Below are 16,270 nucleotides of genomic sequence, written 5' to 3' on the forward strand. Positions count from 1 at the left end.
TCGTTGTTTCAACAACCGAATAATTCTGGAGCAAGCATAGTTAACTACGGTGGTATACGTGAATAACTTATCGACCGGTAAGCAAAAATGATTAGTAGACTTTTCCTTATCTTACTGCCGTTTTGCAGTCTGTCTCACGCCATGGCGTCCGAGGTCACCGACTATCTGCAAGAACAGGCACAGGCGTTCGTGCTCGACCAGCTCGATATTCCCCTCGATGCACAGGCCGACGTCAAGGCCGGTACCATTGACGAGCGCCTCCCCCTCACGCGCTGCGAAGATGCCCTCACCATTTCCCTCCCCGCCAGGATGGAGATCCGTCGCAACACCACCGTCTACCTCAAGTGCGAGGGAGAGAAATCCTGGGATCTCTATCTACCGGTCCGGGTCAGCATCCAGAAACCCTATGTCACCGTCGCCGTCCCGGTTGCCAAGGGAGACATTCTGAGTGAACCCATGCTGACCCTGGCATACCAGGACCAGACCCTGATCCGTGGAGACTACCTTACCGACCCGACCGCCCTCATCGGGGTACGCAGCAAGCGTGAGCTCAAACCGGGTCAGCCAATCAGGCTCACCCAGGTATGCGTGGTCTGCAAGGGGGACCAGGTCACCCTGAGCGCCGAAAACAGCAGCATGCAGATCAAAACCATGGCCCGCGCCTTGCAAGATGGCAGCTTCGGAGACATGATCCGGCTTGTCAACACGCGCTCGGGCAGAACGGTGCAAGGCCAGGTCAGTGCAGTGGGCTCCGTGGTCGTGACATTCTGACACATGAATGCACTGCGCAATTTTTTTCTAAAGTTCTGACCGCCGTCACCGATACACAGGTAAGCGGACAGCAAAGCAGACGAAGGTAAACCTTATGGCTATCAACAATATCAACAACTTGGCTAACAACCGCCTGCAAAACAGCGGCAGCAGCCAAGGTGTGGCCACCAAGTCGGCGACCTCCAGCGAGAGCAGCCGTGCGACGACCGTCAAGAGCGACTCTGTCTCCTTGACCAGTGAGGCGCAGCAATTGCAACAGATGCAGAAGACCCTCAACACCGCCTCCACCGGTAACGAGAGCCGCGTCGAGAGCCTGAAGAAGGCCGTGGCCAGTGGGGAGTACAAGGTCAACAGCGAAGCCGTGGCCAGAAAGATGTTCAGCTTCGAAGCCGATCTGGATAAACGGTTGGGATGATGGACCTCCCTTCGCTGCTGCGCGCTCAGGACGACAACCTCTCCCAGATGCAAGGCTTGCTGGCAGAGGAGTTCGACCTCCTCAAGGCTCACCGGGCCCTTGCCTTGCCGGCACTCGCCGATCGCAAGCAGCAACTGCTGGTGGCCATCGAGACGCTGGACAAGACTCTGGCGAAGCTACCCGACCTGCAGCAACAGCTGCGCGCCTTCCCGACCCAATTGCAGGCCCTTCAAGCCAAGCTGGAAGCCTGTCAGGAGCAGAACAACCTCAACGGACGTCTGCTCGAACTCAGCATTGTCTCCAATCGCCGTCTCGCCAGCTTCCTCAGCAAGCTCAGAGACAGCAGCTCCCTGACCTATGACGCCAAAGGTAATACCCGCTCGGGCACCCGCTCTTTCGGGATCAAGGCCTGATCTCCTCTCCCCCTTCTGATTTCCTCTCCTTGCCAGCCCCTCATCAGAGCACCAGCTGCATCAGGGTTTCTCCATCCTTGCAGGCATGGATGCTCATGCAGCCGTCGTCATAGCGCCCATAACTGGCCACCCACTCGCCCCTTGGAAAACAGATAGACCCCGGGTTCATCAGGAAAATCTCTCCCTCCTGGCGCAGCACAGGCACATGGGTATGACCGCTGATGAACAGGCTCCCTGCTGGCAGGGGCACGTTGCCGGGCTCATAGAGATGACCGTGGCTGACAAACCAGCGCCGCCCATCCACCAGCAGCTGGTTGTAGGGCGCCGTGATGGGGAAGTGGAGCAGCATCTGGTCCACCTCCGAATCGCAATTGCCACGCACCGCCATGATGCGGGGGGCCAGCTCGTTGAGCCTTGCCGCCACGGCGGCAGGATCATACCCCGCCGGCACCGGATTGCGCGGCCCGTGATTGAGCAGATCCCCGAGCAGCAGATAGTGATCAGGCTGCCAGGGAGCGAGTTGCGCCAGCACCTGCTCGAGGGCAGTCAGACTGCCGTGCAGATCCGAGACAATGGCAATCTTCATTCCACACTCCTCATGGCTGGCTGAAATAGAGATCCTTGGTGGCGATGGCGCCCTTGAGGTTGCGGCTCGGCAAGCCGCGCAGTGCCGGGTCCACCAGTCGCATCTGGTTGTAGTGATAGACGGGGATGACGGGCACCTCCTCCATCAGCAGTTGCTCGGCCTGATGATAGATCCCGGACCGGGCGTTGGCATCCAGGGTCTCGGCGGCCTGCTGCAGCAGACCATCGAAGGCGGGGTTGCAGTAGCCGCTCTCGTTCTGGGGATCCTGGCAGCGGAAACTGCCAAGCATGGACGACGGCTCGACATAATCACCAAACAAAAATGAACGAGCCAGCATGAAATCTCCACTGTCCTTGGCCACCTGATAGGCATTCCACTCCATGTTGTTGAGGGAGACCTCGACCCCCAGCGGTTTCCACATGGCCGCCACCGCCAGGGCCAGCTTCTTGTGGTTCTCCGACGTGTTGTAGGTCAGCGTCAGCCTGAGGGGATGGGCGCTGTTGTAGCCCGCCTGGGCCAACAGTGCGGCGGCCCGGGCCAACCGGGTCGGCTGGTCTTCCCGGGAGAGGGGGATATCCAGCTCGTCATAACCCGGCATGGCGGGCAGCAGTGACCAGGCAGAGCGCTCCCCCTGGCCGCTCACCTTCTCGGTCAGCAGGTGGCGATCGATGGCCATGGAGAGCGCCTGGCGCACCCGCACATCCTGCAACTCGGGGCGATTGAGATTGAAGGTGTAAAGATAGGTGCCAAGCAGCGGCAGACCCCAGATCCGCTCCGGTGCCTCCTGCATGGTCTTCTGGTAGTACTCCAGCGCCACCTTGTTGGTGAGCTGGATCTCCCCCGCTTCGTAACGCAGCCGCTCCCCATGCTGGGAAGCGAGCGGCAGGTAGGTCACCCGCTGGATCCGGGTATGGGCGTCATCCCAGTACTGGGGGTTGCGTTCGGCTTCGATGCGCTCGTTCACCACCCAGCTCGCCAGCTTGTAGGGGCCATTGCTCACCATCTTGCCTGGCTGGGTCCACTGCTTGCCAAACTGGGCGATGACCCGCTCGTTGACCGGCACGAAGGGGCGCTGGCTGACCAGTTGCAGGAAATAGGGAACGGGGCGCTCCAGGGTCACTTTCAGGATCTGGTCGCTTTCTGCCTCCACCCCCAGGGCATCGAGGTCGAGCGCCCCGGCATAGATGGACTGGGCATTGTTGATGCCGGTCGCCAGCAGCAGGCCGGCGGAGGGGGAAGCCTGCGCCGGGTTCAGCAGCCGCCGCCAGGCGTAGACGAAATCCCGGGCGGTGAGGGGCTCGCCGTTGGACCATTTGAGCTGGGGGCGCAGGAAGAAGCGCCACACCAGCCCATCCTCGCTGGTCTCCCAGCGCTGGGCCTGGGCGGGCACTATCTTGCCCTGACCATCCTCGCTCACCAGCCCCTCGAACAGGTCCACCAGCACCACCTCCCCCGGGAAACCGGAGCGGATCAGGGCCGGATCGAGGGACTCGGGTTCGGCGCCATTGCCCTTGACCAGGGTCTGCCTGTCCGACAGCACGGGCTGCTGCACCACGGTAGTGGCCTGAAGCGGCGGCACCGCCATCAACCCGAACAGCAAGGGAGAGAGCCAGCGGCGGGCTGGCCTGGCGGCGAAACGGTAAAACATGACATCAACCTCGTTCAATTCTTTTGACTGCAATGGGGGGAAGGCCGGCGGCGCGCCTGGAACCGAATGCATCATGCCGCGCTTGTTATCCCCGAAGACGACCCGTATTGTATCGGGCCTGCCCGATAGAGGGAGTCTTTCGGGCTATTTTTTTCAAGGTTTTATGACGACACGGCCGCCACGGGTGGGCGCAATCGCCAGAAGGCGCACTCCCCTGCCCCCTTGGCAATCGCCCCGGGGCGATGTGTCGCCTGCAAGTCCGGTTGTCGTCTACCGTTTCAGGGGTCTTTATGGGTTACGAATGGCTGGCGCTGGCTGCCGCCAGTTTATGGGCGATCGCCGCCCTCATCTCCGTCAAACCGGCTCGCCATCTGGGGGCCTTTGCCTACAGCCGCTGGCGGATGTTCCTGGTCAGCCTGATGCTGGCCAGCGCAAGTCTGGTGACGGGAGGCTGGCAGACCCTCACCGAGAGCGCCCTTCCCCTGCTGGCCCTCTCCGGCCTCATCGGCATCTTCGTCGGCGATACTGCCCTCTTTGCCTGCATGAACCGACTCGGCCCCAGGCGCAGCGGTCTGCTCTTCTCCTGCCACGCCCTCTTCTCCGCCCTGCTTGGGCTCTGGCTCTTTGGCGAGCGGCTCGATGGTTGGCGCCTGCCAGGCGCCTTGCTGGTCCTGGCCGGGGTCATGCTCGCCATCCTGTTTGGTCGTCGTGGCGACAACCAGCAGAACGAATGGGAGCAGGTGCGCGGCCGCCTCGTAGTCGGCATAGCCCTTGGCCTCACCGCAGCCCTGTGCCAGAGCCTGGGAGCCATCATCGCCAAGCCGGTGATGATGAGCGGCACCGTGGACGCGGTGAGCGCTTCCGGCGTGCGCATGGGCAGCGCCCTCTTGGCACACTGCGTCTTGCGGGCGCTGCGCCTGCCGCTCGCCATGCCGCACAACCCCATCAACCGGCAGGTGCTCGGCATGATAGGCATCAACGGATTTCTGGCGATGACGCTGGGAATGACCCTGATCCTGGTGGCCCTGCGTCAGGGAGATGTGGGCATGGTGGCCATCTTGTCTTCCACCACGCCGGTCATTCTGCTGCCCTTGCTGTGGTGGCACTCGGGGATGCGTCCCTCGCTCCCCGCCTGGGCCGGAGCCCTGCTGGCCACCCTGGGCACGGCCCTGGTGCTGGGAATGGGGAACTGAGCCCCGTCTATCCTGCTGGAAGGACCAACACGCCCATCGGCGGCACTGAGCCGCCGATACTCCCCCGTGCCGGACAGGGAGAGAGGCGATCGCGCCCCTAGAACAGAGCCACTTCCTCTTCGGTCAGCTCCCGGTATTCCCCCGGTACCAGCTCATCGTCCAGAGCCAGATCGCCAATGCGTTCCCGATGCAGCCCGACCACCTTGTTGCCGATGGCGGCGAACATCCGCTTCACCTGGTGATACTTGCCCTCGTGGATGGTCAGGCGTGCTTCCCGCTCGTCCAGGATTTCCAGCTCCGCAGGGCGGGTCTTGTCGTTCTCGTTGCGCAGGTAGATACCGTCGGCAAAGAGCGAGATAGCCTCTTCACTCACGGGATCAGCCAGCCAGACATGGTAGGTCTTCGCACACTCGTGCCGGGGCGACGTGATGCGATGGGACCACTGGCCGTCATCGGTGATCAGCACCAGCCCGGTGGTATCGAGATCGAGGCGTCCCACCACGTGCAGTTTGCCCATGGCCGGCTCGTCGAGCAGGTGGAACACGGTGGCGTGATCCGGGTCCTCGTTGGAGCAGACATATCCTTCCGGCTTGTGCAGCATGAAGTAGCGATTCTGCAGGTTCAGGGTCAAGGTGACACCGTCAAACTCGATCTGGTGTTGCTCATTGATGTGAAAGGCGGGCTGCTTGACCAGCACGCCGTCTACCAGCACTTCCCCCTGACGGATCAGCTTGCCCGCCTGGGAACGGGTCAAATCGGAGCAATCGCAAAGAAATTTGTCGAGCCGCATGCAAAAACCTCGGAATCCATCATGATTGGGGGCGACATTATATCGGTCAGACCCGACAACACCAGTACTAAGCGACAGGGACTCAAGATGGTGCCTGACGCCATGATGTGCCAGTGATAGACTGCCGTCAGCAGACCGACATCACACATAATAATAAGCCCAGGATGTACCCATGAAGCCGACGAAGTCTCACCCCGTCATCCCCGTCAGCCAGTTGAAACCTGGCATGTATGTCATTGCCATTGCCAGCCAGACCGGCGCCATGGAAATTGCCCAGACGGGCATGGTGACCAACCCTCAACAGGTGGAGGCGCTGATCCGGCGCGGCGTGCTGACGGTGCGGGTGGATCTTGCCCGCAGCAAGCTGCCGGGAGGGGGCACGGCAAGCCCGGCGGATGTGGTGACAAACGGGGCGGGCTCCTCTCGTCAGATCGGCAGTGGTGAAGGGCGCGAGCTCAAGATCCGTCGGCTCTATCAGGAAGCGCGCGAACTCCAGGGCAAGTTCATTCGCCATCTCAAGGCCGGTGAGCCCATCGACATCACGCCCCTTGCCGCCGTGGCCGAAGAGATGGTCGATACCATGTTCACCCACGGCGATGCCATGCTCTGTTTGGCGCGGATCCGTGCCAAGGATGCCTACCTGATGGAGCACTCCATGAATGTCGCCATCCTCCTGGCGAACTTCGGCCGCTACCTGGGGCTGGATCGCAGCGTGCTCAAGGAGCTGACCCTCGGTGGCCTGCTCCACGACGTGGGCAAGATCATGACCCCGGACGAGGTGCTCAACAAACCGGGCAAGCTCACCGATGAGGAGCTGGAGGTGATGCGCGAGCACGTCATCCACAGCCACGACATCCTGGCCGCCACCGCCGGCATCACCCCCATCATGCTGGAAGTCGCTTCCAATCATCACGAACGGATCGATGGCACCGGCTACCCGCGGCGCCTCAAGGGGGATCAGCTCTCCCTCTACACCCGCATGAGTGGCATCGTCGATGTCTACGATGCGGTGACGGCAGACAGGGTCTACAAACAAGGCATGCAGCCTACCCAGGCGTTTCGCATTTTGCTCAAGGGGGTTGATCTGCATTTTGATGCCGACCTGGTGACCAAATTCATCAAGTGCATGGGGGTCTATCCGGTGGGCACCCTGGTGCAGCTCTCCAACCAACGTTTGGCTGTCGTAATGCAACGCAATGAACAACAACCGCTCAAGCCCGTGGTCAAGGTGATCTATCACGCCGGTCGTCGACACTATCTCGATGTGCAGTGGCTGGATCTCGCTAAGAAAGGGGTTCAAGAGACCATAGAGAGCACGGTGGACCCCAAGGAGTTTGGCATCAACCTGGCCAACTTCGTCTAACCTGTCCGGCTTGTTGACGGCTGCTCGCGGCAATGGCGAATCAGGAACTCCTCATCCAGCGGGGAGAGATCGAAGCGCAGGCAGGCCTCTTCGATGGCCCGGATGTCGTGTTGATGGTGTTCGCTGAGCCAGCGCACCGCGCGGCGCAAGTCTTCACCATGGGGCAGCAGGGTATGGTCGCTCATGGAATACCTCCGGTCAGCCATCGACGCCAGCCCGTCAATCGGGGCGCTCACTTTTAGCTTAGCCCGCCCGCGCTCGCCCGGTGTGCAGGTAGACACCTGCGCCCTTGACGGTGCCCACCCTGTAGCAGGTATGCTCGACCCCTTCGGCGCCCTGCCGTGCGGGCGCCGCTCAAACAAGGATGCCGCATGCAAACCAAGGACAAGTGTCTGGCCGCCCTGGTCATTCTCTGCTGGGGACTCAACTTCGTTGCCATCAAGTGGGGGCTGGAAGGCATCCCCCCACTGCTGCTGGGAGCACTGCGTTTCGTCGGCGTCGTCTTCCCCGCCATTCTGCTGGTCCCCAGGCCTGCCATGCCCTGGCGCTGGCTGCTGGCCTATGGCGGTGCGATCAGCCTGGGCCAGTTTGCCTTCCTGTTCTGCGCCATGAAATTCGGCATGCCCGCCGGCATGGCCTCCCTGGTGCTGCAATCCCAGGTGGTCTTCACCCTGCTGTTCGCCATGATCTGGCTGGGAGAGCGCTGGCAGCCCCACCACTGGGTAGCACTGCCGCTGGCGGGAGCAGGTCTTTATCTCATTGCCACCCATGGGGAGGGCAACCTCACCCTCATCGGGTTTGTGCTGACGCTGTGCGCAGCCGCCTGCTGGGGCCTCGGCAACGTCATCAATCGCCAGATAGGTCTGCGCTATCGCACCTCTCTGCCGAGCCTGGTCGCCTGGGGCGGGCTGGTGCCCATCCTGCCCTTCTTCGCGCTCTCCTGGTTGTTCGAGGGGCCCGAACTCATCGCAAGCAGCCTGCTCAACATCCGTTGGCAGGGCGTCTTGTGCGTGCTCTATCTCTCGTTTATCGCCACCTGGCTCGGTTATGGCCTGTGGGGGAGGCTGCTGATGCGCTATCCGGTGGCCCAGGTTGCCCCCCTCTCCCTGCTGGTTCCCTGTGTCGGCATGGTGGCCGCCGCCCTGTTGCTTGATGAACACCCCACTCCCCTGCAATGGCTGGGCTCGGGTCTGGTGCTGCTCGGCTTCGTGGTGCATCTGCTGGGGGGCAAGATGCGCTTCTTGAAGACCCAAACCGAGGATTGACCTCGCCCGGGAAACTTCCCATCATGGGTCAGGCCCTCTTGGGCCCACCCCGTTATTTCGGCAGGACGCCATCATCAGGAGAGCAAGGACATGCGTCATCCGTCATTTTCGATCATCCCCTCTTTACCAGGCATCATGCGGGTCACGGCCATGCTGCTCCCCTTCTGCTGGAGCCCATTCGTCTGGAGTGCCACCCTGCCGGCAGACCTCAAATGGGAGAGCAACGACACCGATCCCGTCTATGCAGACCCCGAGGCCAAGCGAGGCGGCACCTTCCGGGATTTCATGTCGAGCTTTCCGCTCACCTTGCGCAAATACGGGCCGGATTCCAACGGCGGCTTTGCAGCCTACGTGCGCGAGACCAACCTGCCGCTCCTGAGCACCCATCCCGTGACGCGCAACCCCATCCCCATGCTGGCCAATCAGTGGGCTTTCGGCGCGGATAACAAGACGCTCTATTTTCGTATCAACCCCAAGGCCCGCTGGTCGGACGGCCAGCCCGTCACTGCGGACGACTGGGTCTTCACCCTCAAGATGATGCGCAGCAAGGAGATCAACGACCCCTGGTACAACAACTACTACAGCACCCAGATAAGCGAAGTGACCAAGTTTGACGATCACACCCTCGCCATCACTAGCGGCACCGAGAAGAGCCGGGAAGATCTGCTCGAAGCCCTCCCCTTCACCCCGGAGCCCAGCCACGCCATCAAGCTGACCGCCAACTGGGTCAAGGAGTACAACTGGAAGGTGCTGCCGGTCACCGGCCCCTACCAGATTGGCGAGCTCAAGAAGGGCAAGTCGGTTACCTTCGACCGGGTCAAGGATTGGTGGGGGAACGACGAGCGCTACTTCCAGCACCGCTTCAATCCGGATCGCATCGAGATCAAGGTGCTCAGGGATCAGAACATCGCCTGGCAGCACTTCCTGCGCGGTGAGCTCGATACCTTCCCCCTCGTGATGCCCAACTGGTGGCACGACAAGAGCAAGACCGCCGAATTCGAGAAGGGCTATATCGAGCGGCTCTGGTTCTACAACCAGACGCCTCAGCCCCCCATGGGGCTCTATCTCAACACCGCCGATCCCTTGCTGAGCAATCTCGACGTCAGACTCGGCATCCAGCACGCCCTCGCCCTGGACAAGATGATCGCGACCCTGCTGCGGGGGGACTACCAGCGTCTCAACACCTATGGCTCGGGCCAGGGAGATTTCACCAATACCGACCTCAAGGCGCGCCCCTTCGATCCCGCCCTTGCTCGCGAATTCTTTGCCAAGGCCGGCTTTACCAAGACCGGACCGGATGGCATCTTGCGAAACGACAAGGGCCAGCCCCTCTCCCTCAGCATCACCTACACCACGGCGGAACATGCCCAGCGCCTCACCCTGCTGCGGGAAGAGGCGAAAAAGGCGGGGCTCAACCTCGAGCTCAATCTGATGGATGCGTCTGCCGGCTTCAAATCCATGCTGGAGAAAAAACACCAGAGTGCCTGGATGGCCTGGAGCGGCGGTCGCTATCCCGCCTATTGGGAACACTTCCACAGGGTCAATGCCAACAAGCCCCAGACCAACAACATCATGAACATCGATGACGACAGGATCTCGGCCCTGGTGGAGCAATACGACAAGGCGTTCGATTTCGGCAAGAAGGCCGACCTCTCCCGCCAGATCCAGCAGCGACTCTATGAGCTCGCCAGCTTCGTCCCCGCCTATCAGGTGCCCTATACCCGGGCCGGCGCCTGGCGCTGGGTACGCCTGCCCAAGGTGCCGGCAACCCCCCAGAGCGACTTGCTCTACTGGCCCCTCGACGGCTCCAACTCGGGTTACAGCTTCGGCGGCCTGCTCTGGATTGACGAAGCAGCAAAGGCGCAGACCCGGGCCGCCATCAAAGAGGGGCAGACCTTCCCGCCGGTGACCATCACGGATACCACCTACCAGCAAAAATAGGGCAGCTGGCACCGTCGGCCCCAAAACAGAAGACCCCGCACATTGGCGGGGTCTTTGTTACAACCGGGATGGCACCAGGCAGAGGGCACTCAGCCGCGTTTGGCCTGCTTTTGAGCAATGGCGTCAGCGACGTCGGCCGGGTCCAGCACAATGCCTTCCTGATCCGGCGTCGGGAACACGGCCACGCAGAGATCATCCTGCTCCATGCCGTCCACCCAGCGATCCAGCCACACCTTGAGGGTGATGGATTGCGGCTTGCACTCGGCCCACTCCCCTTCGGCCCAGGCCTTGGCGTAGTCGGGATGCGGCCATACCGGGATGCAATCTTCCTCTTCGGTCGTCAGCATCATGACGCCGTGTTCGTCGGTCAGGACAAACAGCTCTTCGTGCTCGACCAGCTTGCTGATGAAGTGATCAAAGCGGTAATCGGCGTTCAGTTGCAGCGCGGCATTGCGCTCGGTGTCGCTAAGTTCATAGCTCATCGGTCAAGTCTCTCGTTCAATAAAAGGCGACATGTTCACATCTTGCCGACCCCTTGTCCAGCAGGAGTAATGGGTCATCCGTCTTTCCATCGCCTCACCCCAGCTCGGGGGTCAACAGCCGGAGTCCCGCGGTCTCACCCAGTCGCTCCCTCAGCCAATAGGCGGACTCCACTTCCACAAAGCAGAGCTGATCCCGCCCCGCAGCGACCCCCACCATGATCTGCTCAAGCCGTGCTTGCTGGGCGGCACTCCAGGCAGCAACCAGCTTGCCGCCATGGGCCTCGTCCACCACCTCACGGCGCAGCTCGAACAGGTTATCGGTGATCGGGCTGTTTATCTTGCTCGGGTGGCGCCAGTACATCTGCAGGTTGTCCAGCATCTCCTCATCGTAACTTGCCAGCGCATCGAGCTCCGGCGTCTCTTTGCTCTGGGCCGCGAATTCACACCAGCCTGCCGACAAGGTAGCCAGACTCTGGGCATCCTTGCCATGCTGGCGAAGGGTTGTCACGTCTTCCCCACGAATGGCCGGCAGCCAGAGATCTCCTTGATGTTGCGCCAGGAGAGGGAGCAGCAAGGAGGGAGCATAAACAGGAAAACGGGGACCCAGAGAGTGCAGCAGAGAGACCAGAGTAACAGTGATCATGAGACGCGCCTTGAACAAGATGACCTGGCATCACGCCTGGTCATGAGGGTGAACGAGGGTGCCATTCTAGCATGTTTGCCTTGCTGGGGGCGTTTGCGTCCAGCCGGGCCGGTGATAGATAGCGTCCAAAAAAGCAGCGTTTGAACCAGAGCGGCCCCGATAAAGGCCAATTGTTTGAGCCAGCGCCCACTAAAGAGGCACCGGGGATGCTAGGTTGCATACATCTTTAGCGTAAGGAGTGCATCCATGAGTGGGATCAACCAGGTTTCTGACGATTTTGTGAATGAGCTGAAAATACTGGCGTGTTTTGATCCGGCCAACATGAGCCTGGGGATCAAGCTGCGCAGCGACATGTCGGAAGCGCTTTGCCAGGCGGCAGCGCGCCTGCACAGCCAGGGCCTGATCACCGCAGCAGATGGCGGCTATCTGACCCCTTTCGGCATGACCATGCTGGAGCATCTCCAACACCTGCTGGTCGCACTCAAGCCGAATTGAGCGGTTGTGGTGCCCAGAGCGAGAAGTTGAGCAACTCCCAGCGCTCTCCTTGTCGCAGTAGACAAGCAAACAGCAAAGGACCTTCGGGTCCTTTTATCTTGCCATCGACCAGCCACTCTCCCGCCCGTTTTGGCACCGGCTGTACCCTGATCTCATCGGGTTTCACCGCGTTTCCCAGACGAACATGTACAAACTGTTGACACACGGACACGGCATCATTCACCGCAGGATCCGGCGTTGGCGGGCTGGCCTGACCGGTCAACGCCACGGTCAGCAAGAGGGAGGAGATCAGGGTCATGACGCGTATTGATGAAGCCATGAAAACAAAAAGCCGTGGCACCAGAGGTACCACGGCTTTCTTAAATTCTGCAAGAATTACAGAGCAGTCACGTTCTCAGCCTGCGGGCCTTTTTGACCTTGGGTCACAGAGAACTGTACGCGCTGACCTTCAGCCAGGGTACGGAAGCCGTTACCTTGGATGGCGCTGAAGTGAACGAAAACGTCCGGGCCGTTTTCTTGCTGGATGAAGCCAAAACCTTTGGTTTCGTTGAAAAACTTAACGGTACCGGTGATCATGTTAGACATATCTTTAAACCTGTATTCAAAATAATTACTTATGCTTTTCAGCGGGTAAAGCTCAAAAAACGGGATTACTTATGAACAACAGGAAAAGATGTAAAACATCATATTCATTGACATAACTATCGCCCTTTCAAGCTGGTTGAGATTATACGTGCCTTTGTCGATTACGCAAACAAATTTGTACCCCGCCAGCGGCGGGGTACAGCGGTTTAGACCTGTGCCGACTCCAGTGCCTGAACCAGGGCTTTGAGGAAGCGAGCCGCCTCTCCACCGGTGCAGGCTCTGTGGTCAAACGTCATCGACAGGGGAAGTGCACGCACCGGGCGCGCCTCGCCGTGGATGAACACCACCTTCTCGAACAACTTGCCCGCTCCTATGATGGCCACCTGGGGTGGTGTGACGATGGGGCTGGCGTAACGGCCTGCGATGGCGCCAAAGTTGGTGAGGGTGATGGTTGCCCCCTGCAGCATTTCCCGCGGCACGGCACGGGCCTTCACATCGGCGATCATCCGATCCAGCCCCTGCCGTATGTCAGCCTGGTCCCGCTCTGCCACGTTCTCCATCACGGGCACATAGAGCCCATGCTTGGAGTCGACTGCGATGGCCACATTGACCTCCCTGAATAGACGCCGCGACAGGGTCTCTCCGTCAAACCACGCATTCATGGAGGGTTCAGCCCGACACGCCACGCCGATCGCCTTGATGAGGCGCACCGTCACATCTTCATCCGGGCGCCAGTGGCGCAAGTCCACTTCGTCGGTGATGCTCACCGGCACCACAGTCCGGTGCGAGAGCTCCATCGCCTTGGCCATGGCCCGGCGCGAGCCTTTCAGGAATTCGTTGCCGCTCTCCTGCTGGACCTCGAAAGCCTGTTGCACATCCTGCTCGGTCACCATGCCAGCGCTGCCGGTTCCCTTGACCTTGTCGATGTCCAGCCCCAGTTTTTGCGCCAGCAGACGGACCGCTGGCATGGCTTGCACCAGCGTGCCGCCTGGCGCCATGGCCCCCACCACGAAGTGATCCTCGATATGCTGCTGATGGGCGCTGACCTTGCCAACGACGGTGCCGTCATCCTCGCCCCCTTCAAACTCCACCAGCGGTGCCCCGATGTGGAGGATGTCCCCCTCCTGCCCGCACAATCTGGCGATGACCCCGGCCACCGGTGAGGGCACATCCACCAGCGCCTTGGCTGTCTCCACCGACAGCAGTACCTGATCTACCTGCACCGTATCACCGACGCTCACCTTCCACTCGACGATCTCGGCCTCGGCCAGTCCTTCGCCCAGATCCGGCAATTTGAAAAATTTCATGACCTGCTCTCCCTCTGCTGGGACATCACCAAACATTGACAGACACCATGGAGCCCTGTGGCCCTGGCACTTGCGCATCCGTACCTGTCGTGCGTCATAGCCACTGGTTCTCCATCAGTTGCCGAGCCGCCTGCGCGATCTCCTGCTCGGTGATGAGGTAATACTCCTCGTTGCGATAGTAGGGGACGGCGGCGTCCACGCCGGTGAGGCGTCTTGGCGGCGCCTTGAGGGCAGTCATCGCCTCTTCGGTCACCTGGGACACGATTTCGGCACCCACCCCGAAACTGCCACAGGCTTCGTGTACTACCAGCAGCCTCCCGGTCTTGCGTACCGAGGTCAGGATGCTCTCCATGTCCAGGGGTTTGATGGTGGCAAGATCCAGCACCTCGCACTGGATGTCCTGCTCCGCCAGCAGATTCGCCGCCCGCATGACTTCCTGGATGCAGGCTCCCCAGGCCACCACAGTGATGTCCCGGCCGGGACGCAGGGTGAAGCAGACATCCAGCGGCAGGCCGACGCCGTCATCCACCACATCCGACTTCATGGAGCGATAGATGCGATCCGGCTCGAAGAACATCACGGGATCCGGATCCCGAATGGCCGACAGCAGCAGGCCGTAAGCCCGCTTCGGGCTCGAAGGGATCACGACCCGCAGCCCGGGGATATGGGCAAACAGAGCCTCGACGCTCTCGCTGTGGTGCTCGGGTGAATGGATGCCGGCGCCGTAGGGGGAGCGGTAAACGATGGGACAGGTGATGCGGCCACGGGTCCGGTTTCGCATCCGTGCCGCCTGGCAGATGATCTGCTCCATGCCCGGGAAGATGAAGCCCTGGAACTGGAATTCGGCCACGGGTTTGAGCCCCTGGGTCGCCATGCCCACCGCCACCCCGGCGATGAGTCCTTCGGCCAGCGGCGTATCGATGACCCGCTTGAACCCGAATTTATCGCGAAGCCCCACAGTGGCGCGAAACACACCGCCGTTGACCCCCACATCCTCCCCCAGTACCACCACATCAGGATCGCGTGCCATCTCGTGGTGCAACGCCAGATTGATCGCTTCGAGCAGCGTGATATCGCTCATAGTCCCTCCCCGCTCTGCTGCATGCCCTTGGCGATGATGCGCTGGCGCTGGGCAAGATAGGCCTTCGGCAGCTCGGCAAACTGGTAATCGAGCAGGGTCTCCGGCGCCTGGGGCGTGATGGCCTCATAGGCGGCAACGGCGCGTTCCACTTCCCGGCCCGCCTCTGCCAGCAGCGCCTGTTCCTGCTGCTCGTCCCACCAGCCCCGTTCAAACATGAACTGGCGCAGCCGCTTGACCGGTTCCCTGGCCCAGGCCGCTTCCACCTCGGCGCCGTCACGATAGCGAGTCGCATCATCGGCGGTGGTGTGATCCCCGAGCCGGTAGCTGACGGCTTCGATGAGCGTCGGCCCCTTGCCGCTGCGAGCCCGCTCGACGGCGGCGCGGGTCGCCTCATAGACCGCCACCACGTCATTGCCGTCCACTTGGAGGCTGCGCACCCCGGCCCCTATGCCCTTCTGGGCCAGGGTGGGCGCGCTCGACTGCAACTTGCGCGGCACCGAGATGGCCCACTGGTTGTTGTTGATGATCATCACCATGGGGAGATGCCAGACACCGGCACAGTTGAGCCCCTCGAGAAAGTCTCCCTTGGAGGTGCCGCCATCGCCGATGGTCACCACGGCGACCCTGGGCTGGTTGCGCAGCTTGAAGGCGGCCGCGATGCCGGCAGCATGGGTGATCTGGGTGGCGATGGGAACGCAGATGGGCAAGTCTTCCGACAACTCGCCATCGGCCTTGTAGAAGACACTGCCCCGTTCATCGCCGCCCCAATACTGCAGGTTCTGCTCCATGGGCACGCCCCTCACGTAGAGAGTGGGCATGTCCCGGTAGTAGGGCACATAGACATCCTCTGGCTGCATGGCGAGCCCGACCCCGATCCCCACCGCTTCCGCCCCGAGATGGGAGGGAAAGGTGCCGAGTTTGCCGGTTCGCTGCAGTGCTATCGCTTTCTTGTCGTAACTGCGCACCATCACCATGTTGCGGTAGAAGGTGTGCAGCAGCGCCTTGTCCAGCCAGGTCGGCAGTGTCGCGACCGGGCGCCCCTCCTCATCGAGGTAACGAAGGAAGGGGATGTCGACATGGGTCATAACTGGCTCCTTGCCGTTGTCAGCGTCACCACCATGAGGTGACATTTAAAATGTAAACAACATGTTAACCAAAGGGCAACGAGATTCATCCAGGTAAGACCAGTAGAAACTTCTTTTATTTTCGAAGGTAATCGGAATTTTCGGCGAGCAGAAACAAAGAAGGGAGCCTGTTCAGGCTCCCTGTCATATCGAGTTCGGGATCACGCC

At 61.0% G+C, this 16,270-nt stretch carries 19 protein-coding genes; 8 read left to right on the forward strand and 11 right to left on the reverse strand.

Annotated features, from left to right (window positions below; translation table 11 throughout):
* Positions 1–165 precede the first annotated feature (165 nt).
* The 3 genes from flgA to C2U37_RS23275 all read left to right on the forward strand — a co-directional run bounded on the left by flgA (position 166) and on the right by C2U37_RS23275 (position 1,599).
* Positions 166–771, forward strand: a complete 606-nt coding sequence (gene flgA / locus C2U37_RS23265) for a flagellar basal body P-ring formation chaperone FlgA (RefSeq protein ID WP_039040281.1) — start codon at positions 166–168, stop codon at positions 769–771.
* Positions 772–865: 94 nt separating this feature from the next.
* Positions 866–1,186 carry a flagellar biosynthesis anti-sigma factor FlgM gene (flgM, locus tag C2U37_RS23270; RefSeq protein ID WP_010675298.1) on the forward strand — a complete coding sequence of 107 codons (321 nt, stop codon included), beginning with the start codon at positions 866–868 and terminating at the stop codon, positions 1,184–1,186.
* On the forward strand, positions 1,183–1,599 hold the full coding sequence (locus C2U37_RS23275; RefSeq protein ID WP_162629641.1) for a flagella synthesis protein FlgN: 417 nt from the start codon (positions 1,183–1,185) through the stop codon (positions 1,597–1,599). Before flgM ends, C2U37_RS23275 begins: the two co-directional genes overlap by 4 nt.
* A gap of 43 nt (positions 1,600–1,642) precedes the next feature.
* Here the strand turns inward: C2U37_RS23275 and yfcE are convergent, their stop codons facing one another.
* Both yfcE and C2U37_RS23285 read right to left on the reverse strand, forming a co-directional pair.
* Positions 1,643–2,185, reverse strand: coding sequence for a phosphodiesterase (yfcE, locus tag C2U37_RS23280; protein WP_103858464.1), 543 nt, complete (start codon positions 2,183–2,185; stop codon positions 1,643–1,645).
* A gap of 10 nt (positions 2,186–2,195) precedes the next feature.
* The gene (locus C2U37_RS23285; protein WP_185367329.1) at positions 2,196–3,833 is read right to left on the reverse strand and encodes a peptide ABC transporter substrate-binding protein; all 1,638 of its coding nucleotides are present in this window, start codon (positions 3,831–3,833) and stop codon (positions 2,196–2,198) included.
* Positions 3,834–4,123: 290 nt separating this feature from the next.
* Between C2U37_RS23285 and C2U37_RS23290 the strand changes: the two genes are divergently transcribed.
* Entirely contained in the window at positions 4,124–5,026 is a 903-nt protein-coding gene (locus tag C2U37_RS23290) for a DMT family transporter (protein ID WP_010675302.1), read from the forward strand.
* Between the two features lie 97 nt (positions 5,027–5,123).
* Here C2U37_RS23290 and rsuA read toward each other — a convergent pair whose 3' ends face one another.
* Positions 5,124–5,816, reverse strand: a complete 693-nt coding sequence (gene rsuA, locus C2U37_RS23295) for a 16S rRNA pseudouridine(516) synthase RsuA (protein WP_104453139.1) — start codon at positions 5,814–5,816, stop codon at positions 5,124–5,126.
* 172 nt (positions 5,817–5,988) lie between these two features.
* Between rsuA and C2U37_RS23300 the strand changes: the two genes are divergently transcribed.
* Positions 5,989–7,179, forward strand: a complete 1,191-nt coding sequence (locus C2U37_RS23300) for an HD-GYP domain-containing protein (protein WP_103858461.1) — start codon at positions 5,989–5,991, stop codon at positions 7,177–7,179.
* On the opposite strand, the gene C2U37_RS23305 is transcribed toward C2U37_RS23300, so the two are convergent.
* Positions 7,176–7,364, reverse strand: coding sequence for a hypothetical protein (locus C2U37_RS23305; protein ID WP_102948629.1), 189 nt, complete (start codon positions 7,362–7,364; stop codon positions 7,176–7,178). The two genes, C2U37_RS23300 and C2U37_RS23305, sit on opposite strands and share 4 nt — an antisense overlap.
* Positions 7,365–7,550: 186 nt before the next feature.
* Here C2U37_RS23305 and C2U37_RS23310 point away from each other — a divergent pair, with 186 nt between their 5' ends.
* Positions 7,551–8,444, forward strand: a complete 894-nt coding sequence (locus tag C2U37_RS23310) for an EamA family transporter (protein ID WP_010675306.1) — start codon at positions 7,551–7,553, stop codon at positions 8,442–8,444.
* A 135-nt stretch (positions 8,445–8,579) separates the two neighbouring features.
* The gene (locus tag C2U37_RS23315) at positions 8,580–10,385 is read left to right on the forward strand and encodes an extracellular solute-binding protein (protein WP_199770549.1); all 1,806 of its coding nucleotides are present in this window, start codon (positions 8,580–8,582) and stop codon (positions 10,383–10,385) included.
* 89 nt (positions 10,386–10,474) lie between these two features.
* Here the strand turns inward: C2U37_RS23315 and C2U37_RS23320 are convergent, their stop codons facing one another.
* A complete protein-coding gene (locus tag C2U37_RS23320) occupies positions 10,475–10,867 on the reverse strand; it encodes a DUF2750 domain-containing protein (protein ID WP_010675308.1) in 393 nt (130 codons plus the stop codon).
* A gap of 94 nt (positions 10,868–10,961) precedes the next feature.
* Complete coding sequence (locus tag C2U37_RS23325; RefSeq protein ID WP_045524136.1) at positions 10,962–11,510, reverse strand: hypothetical protein; 549 nt, start codon at positions 11,508–11,510, stop codon at positions 10,962–10,964.
* Positions 11,511–11,756: 246 nt separating this feature from the next.
* Between C2U37_RS23325 and C2U37_RS23330 the strand changes: the two genes are divergently transcribed.
* Entirely contained in the window at positions 11,757–12,005 is a 249-nt protein-coding gene (locus C2U37_RS23330; RefSeq protein WP_010675310.1) for a TIGR02647 family protein, read from the forward strand.
* Here C2U37_RS23330 and C2U37_RS23335 read toward each other — a convergent pair.
* From C2U37_RS23335 to pdhA, 5 genes are all read right to left on the reverse strand, one after another.
* The gene (locus C2U37_RS23335) at positions 11,992–12,303 is read right to left on the reverse strand and encodes a hypothetical protein (protein ID WP_102948633.1); all 312 of its coding nucleotides are present in this window, start codon (positions 12,301–12,303) and stop codon (positions 11,992–11,994) included. The two genes, C2U37_RS23330 and C2U37_RS23335, sit on opposite strands and share 14 nt — an antisense overlap.
* Positions 12,304–12,380: 77 nt before the next feature.
* Positions 12,381–12,590, reverse strand: a complete 210-nt coding sequence (locus C2U37_RS23340) for a cold-shock protein (protein ID WP_005302803.1) — start codon at positions 12,588–12,590, stop codon at positions 12,381–12,383.
* Between the two features lie 206 nt (positions 12,591–12,796).
* Entirely contained in the window at positions 12,797–13,897 is a 1,101-nt protein-coding gene (locus C2U37_RS23345; RefSeq protein ID WP_104453141.1) for a dihydrolipoamide acetyltransferase family protein, read from the reverse strand.
* A gap of 94 nt (positions 13,898–13,991) precedes the next feature.
* Positions 13,992–14,978 carry an alpha-ketoacid dehydrogenase subunit beta gene (locus C2U37_RS23350; RefSeq protein WP_104453142.1) on the reverse strand — a complete coding sequence of 329 codons (987 nt, stop codon included), beginning with the start codon at positions 14,976–14,978 and terminating at the stop codon, positions 13,992–13,994.
* On the reverse strand, positions 14,975–16,063 hold the full coding sequence (pdhA, locus tag C2U37_RS23355) for a pyruvate dehydrogenase (acetyl-transferring) E1 component subunit alpha (protein ID WP_104453143.1): 1,089 nt from the start codon (positions 16,061–16,063) through the stop codon (positions 14,975–14,977). Before pdhA ends, C2U37_RS23350 begins: the two co-directional genes overlap by 4 nt.
* Between the last annotated feature and the right edge of the window lie 207 nt (positions 16,064–16,270).

The sequence above is a fragment of the Aeromonas sp. ASNIH1 genome (assembly GCF_002934285.1).
Taxonomy (GTDB): Bacteria; Pseudomonadota; Gammaproteobacteria; order Enterobacterales; family Aeromonadaceae; genus Aeromonas; species Aeromonas caviae.

Coding starts and splice junctions, on each gene's coding strand:
- C2U37_RS23285 (WP_185367329.1), bottom strand. CDS start 3,833: ATGTTTTACCGTTTCGCCGCCAGGCCAGCCCGCCGCTGGCTCTCTCCC.
- flgM (WP_010675298.1), top strand. CDS start 866: ATGGCTATCAACAATATCAACAACTTGGCTAACAACCGCCTGCAAAAC.
- C2U37_RS23340 (WP_005302803.1), bottom strand. CDS start 12,590: ATGTCTAACATGATCACCGGTACCGTTAAGTTTTTCAACGAAACCAAA.
- C2U37_RS23300 (WP_103858461.1), top strand. CDS start 5,989: ATGAAGCCGACGAAGTCTCACCCCGTCATCCCCGTCAGCCAGTTGAAA.
- C2U37_RS23345 (WP_104453141.1), bottom strand. CDS start 13,897: ATGAAATTTTTCAAATTGCCGGATCTGGGCGAAGGACTGGCCGAGGCC.
- C2U37_RS23335 (WP_102948633.1), bottom strand. CDS start 12,303: ATGACCCTGATCTCCTCCCTCTTGCTGACCGTGGCGTTGACCGGTCAG.
- C2U37_RS23350 (WP_104453142.1), bottom strand. CDS start 14,978: ATGAGCGATATCACGCTGCTCGAAGCGATCAATCTGGCGTTGCACCAC.
- pdhA (WP_104453143.1), bottom strand. CDS start 16,063: ATGACCCATGTCGACATCCCCTTCCTTCGTTACCTCGATGAGGAGGGG.
- C2U37_RS23320 (WP_010675308.1), bottom strand. CDS start 10,867: ATGAGCTATGAACTTAGCGACACCGAGCGCAATGCCGCGCTGCAACTG.
- rsuA (WP_104453139.1), bottom strand. CDS start 5,816: ATGCGGCTCGACAAATTTCTTTGCGATTGCTCCGATTTGACCCGTTCC.
- C2U37_RS23275 (WP_162629641.1), top strand. CDS start 1,183: ATGATGGACCTCCCTTCGCTGCTGCGCGCTCAGGACGACAACCTCTCC.
- C2U37_RS23290 (WP_010675302.1), top strand. CDS start 4,124: ATGGGTTACGAATGGCTGGCGCTGGCTGCCGCCAGTTTATGGGCGATC.
- C2U37_RS23330 (WP_010675310.1), top strand. CDS start 11,757: ATGAGTGGGATCAACCAGGTTTCTGACGATTTTGTGAATGAGCTGAAA.
- C2U37_RS23325 (WP_045524136.1), bottom strand. CDS start 11,510: ATGATCACTGTTACTCTGGTCTCTCTGCTGCACTCTCTGGGTCCCCGT.
- C2U37_RS23305 (WP_102948629.1), bottom strand. CDS start 7,364: ATGAGCGACCATACCCTGCTGCCCCATGGTGAAGACTTGCGCCGCGCG.
- C2U37_RS23315 (WP_199770549.1), top strand. CDS start 8,580: ATGCGGGTCACGGCCATGCTGCTCCCCTTCTGCTGGAGCCCATTCGTC.
- C2U37_RS23310 (WP_010675306.1), top strand. CDS start 7,551: ATGCAAACCAAGGACAAGTGTCTGGCCGCCCTGGTCATTCTCTGCTGG.
- yfcE (WP_103858464.1), bottom strand. CDS start 2,185: ATGAAGATTGCCATTGTCTCGGATCTGCACGGCAGTCTGACTGCCCTC.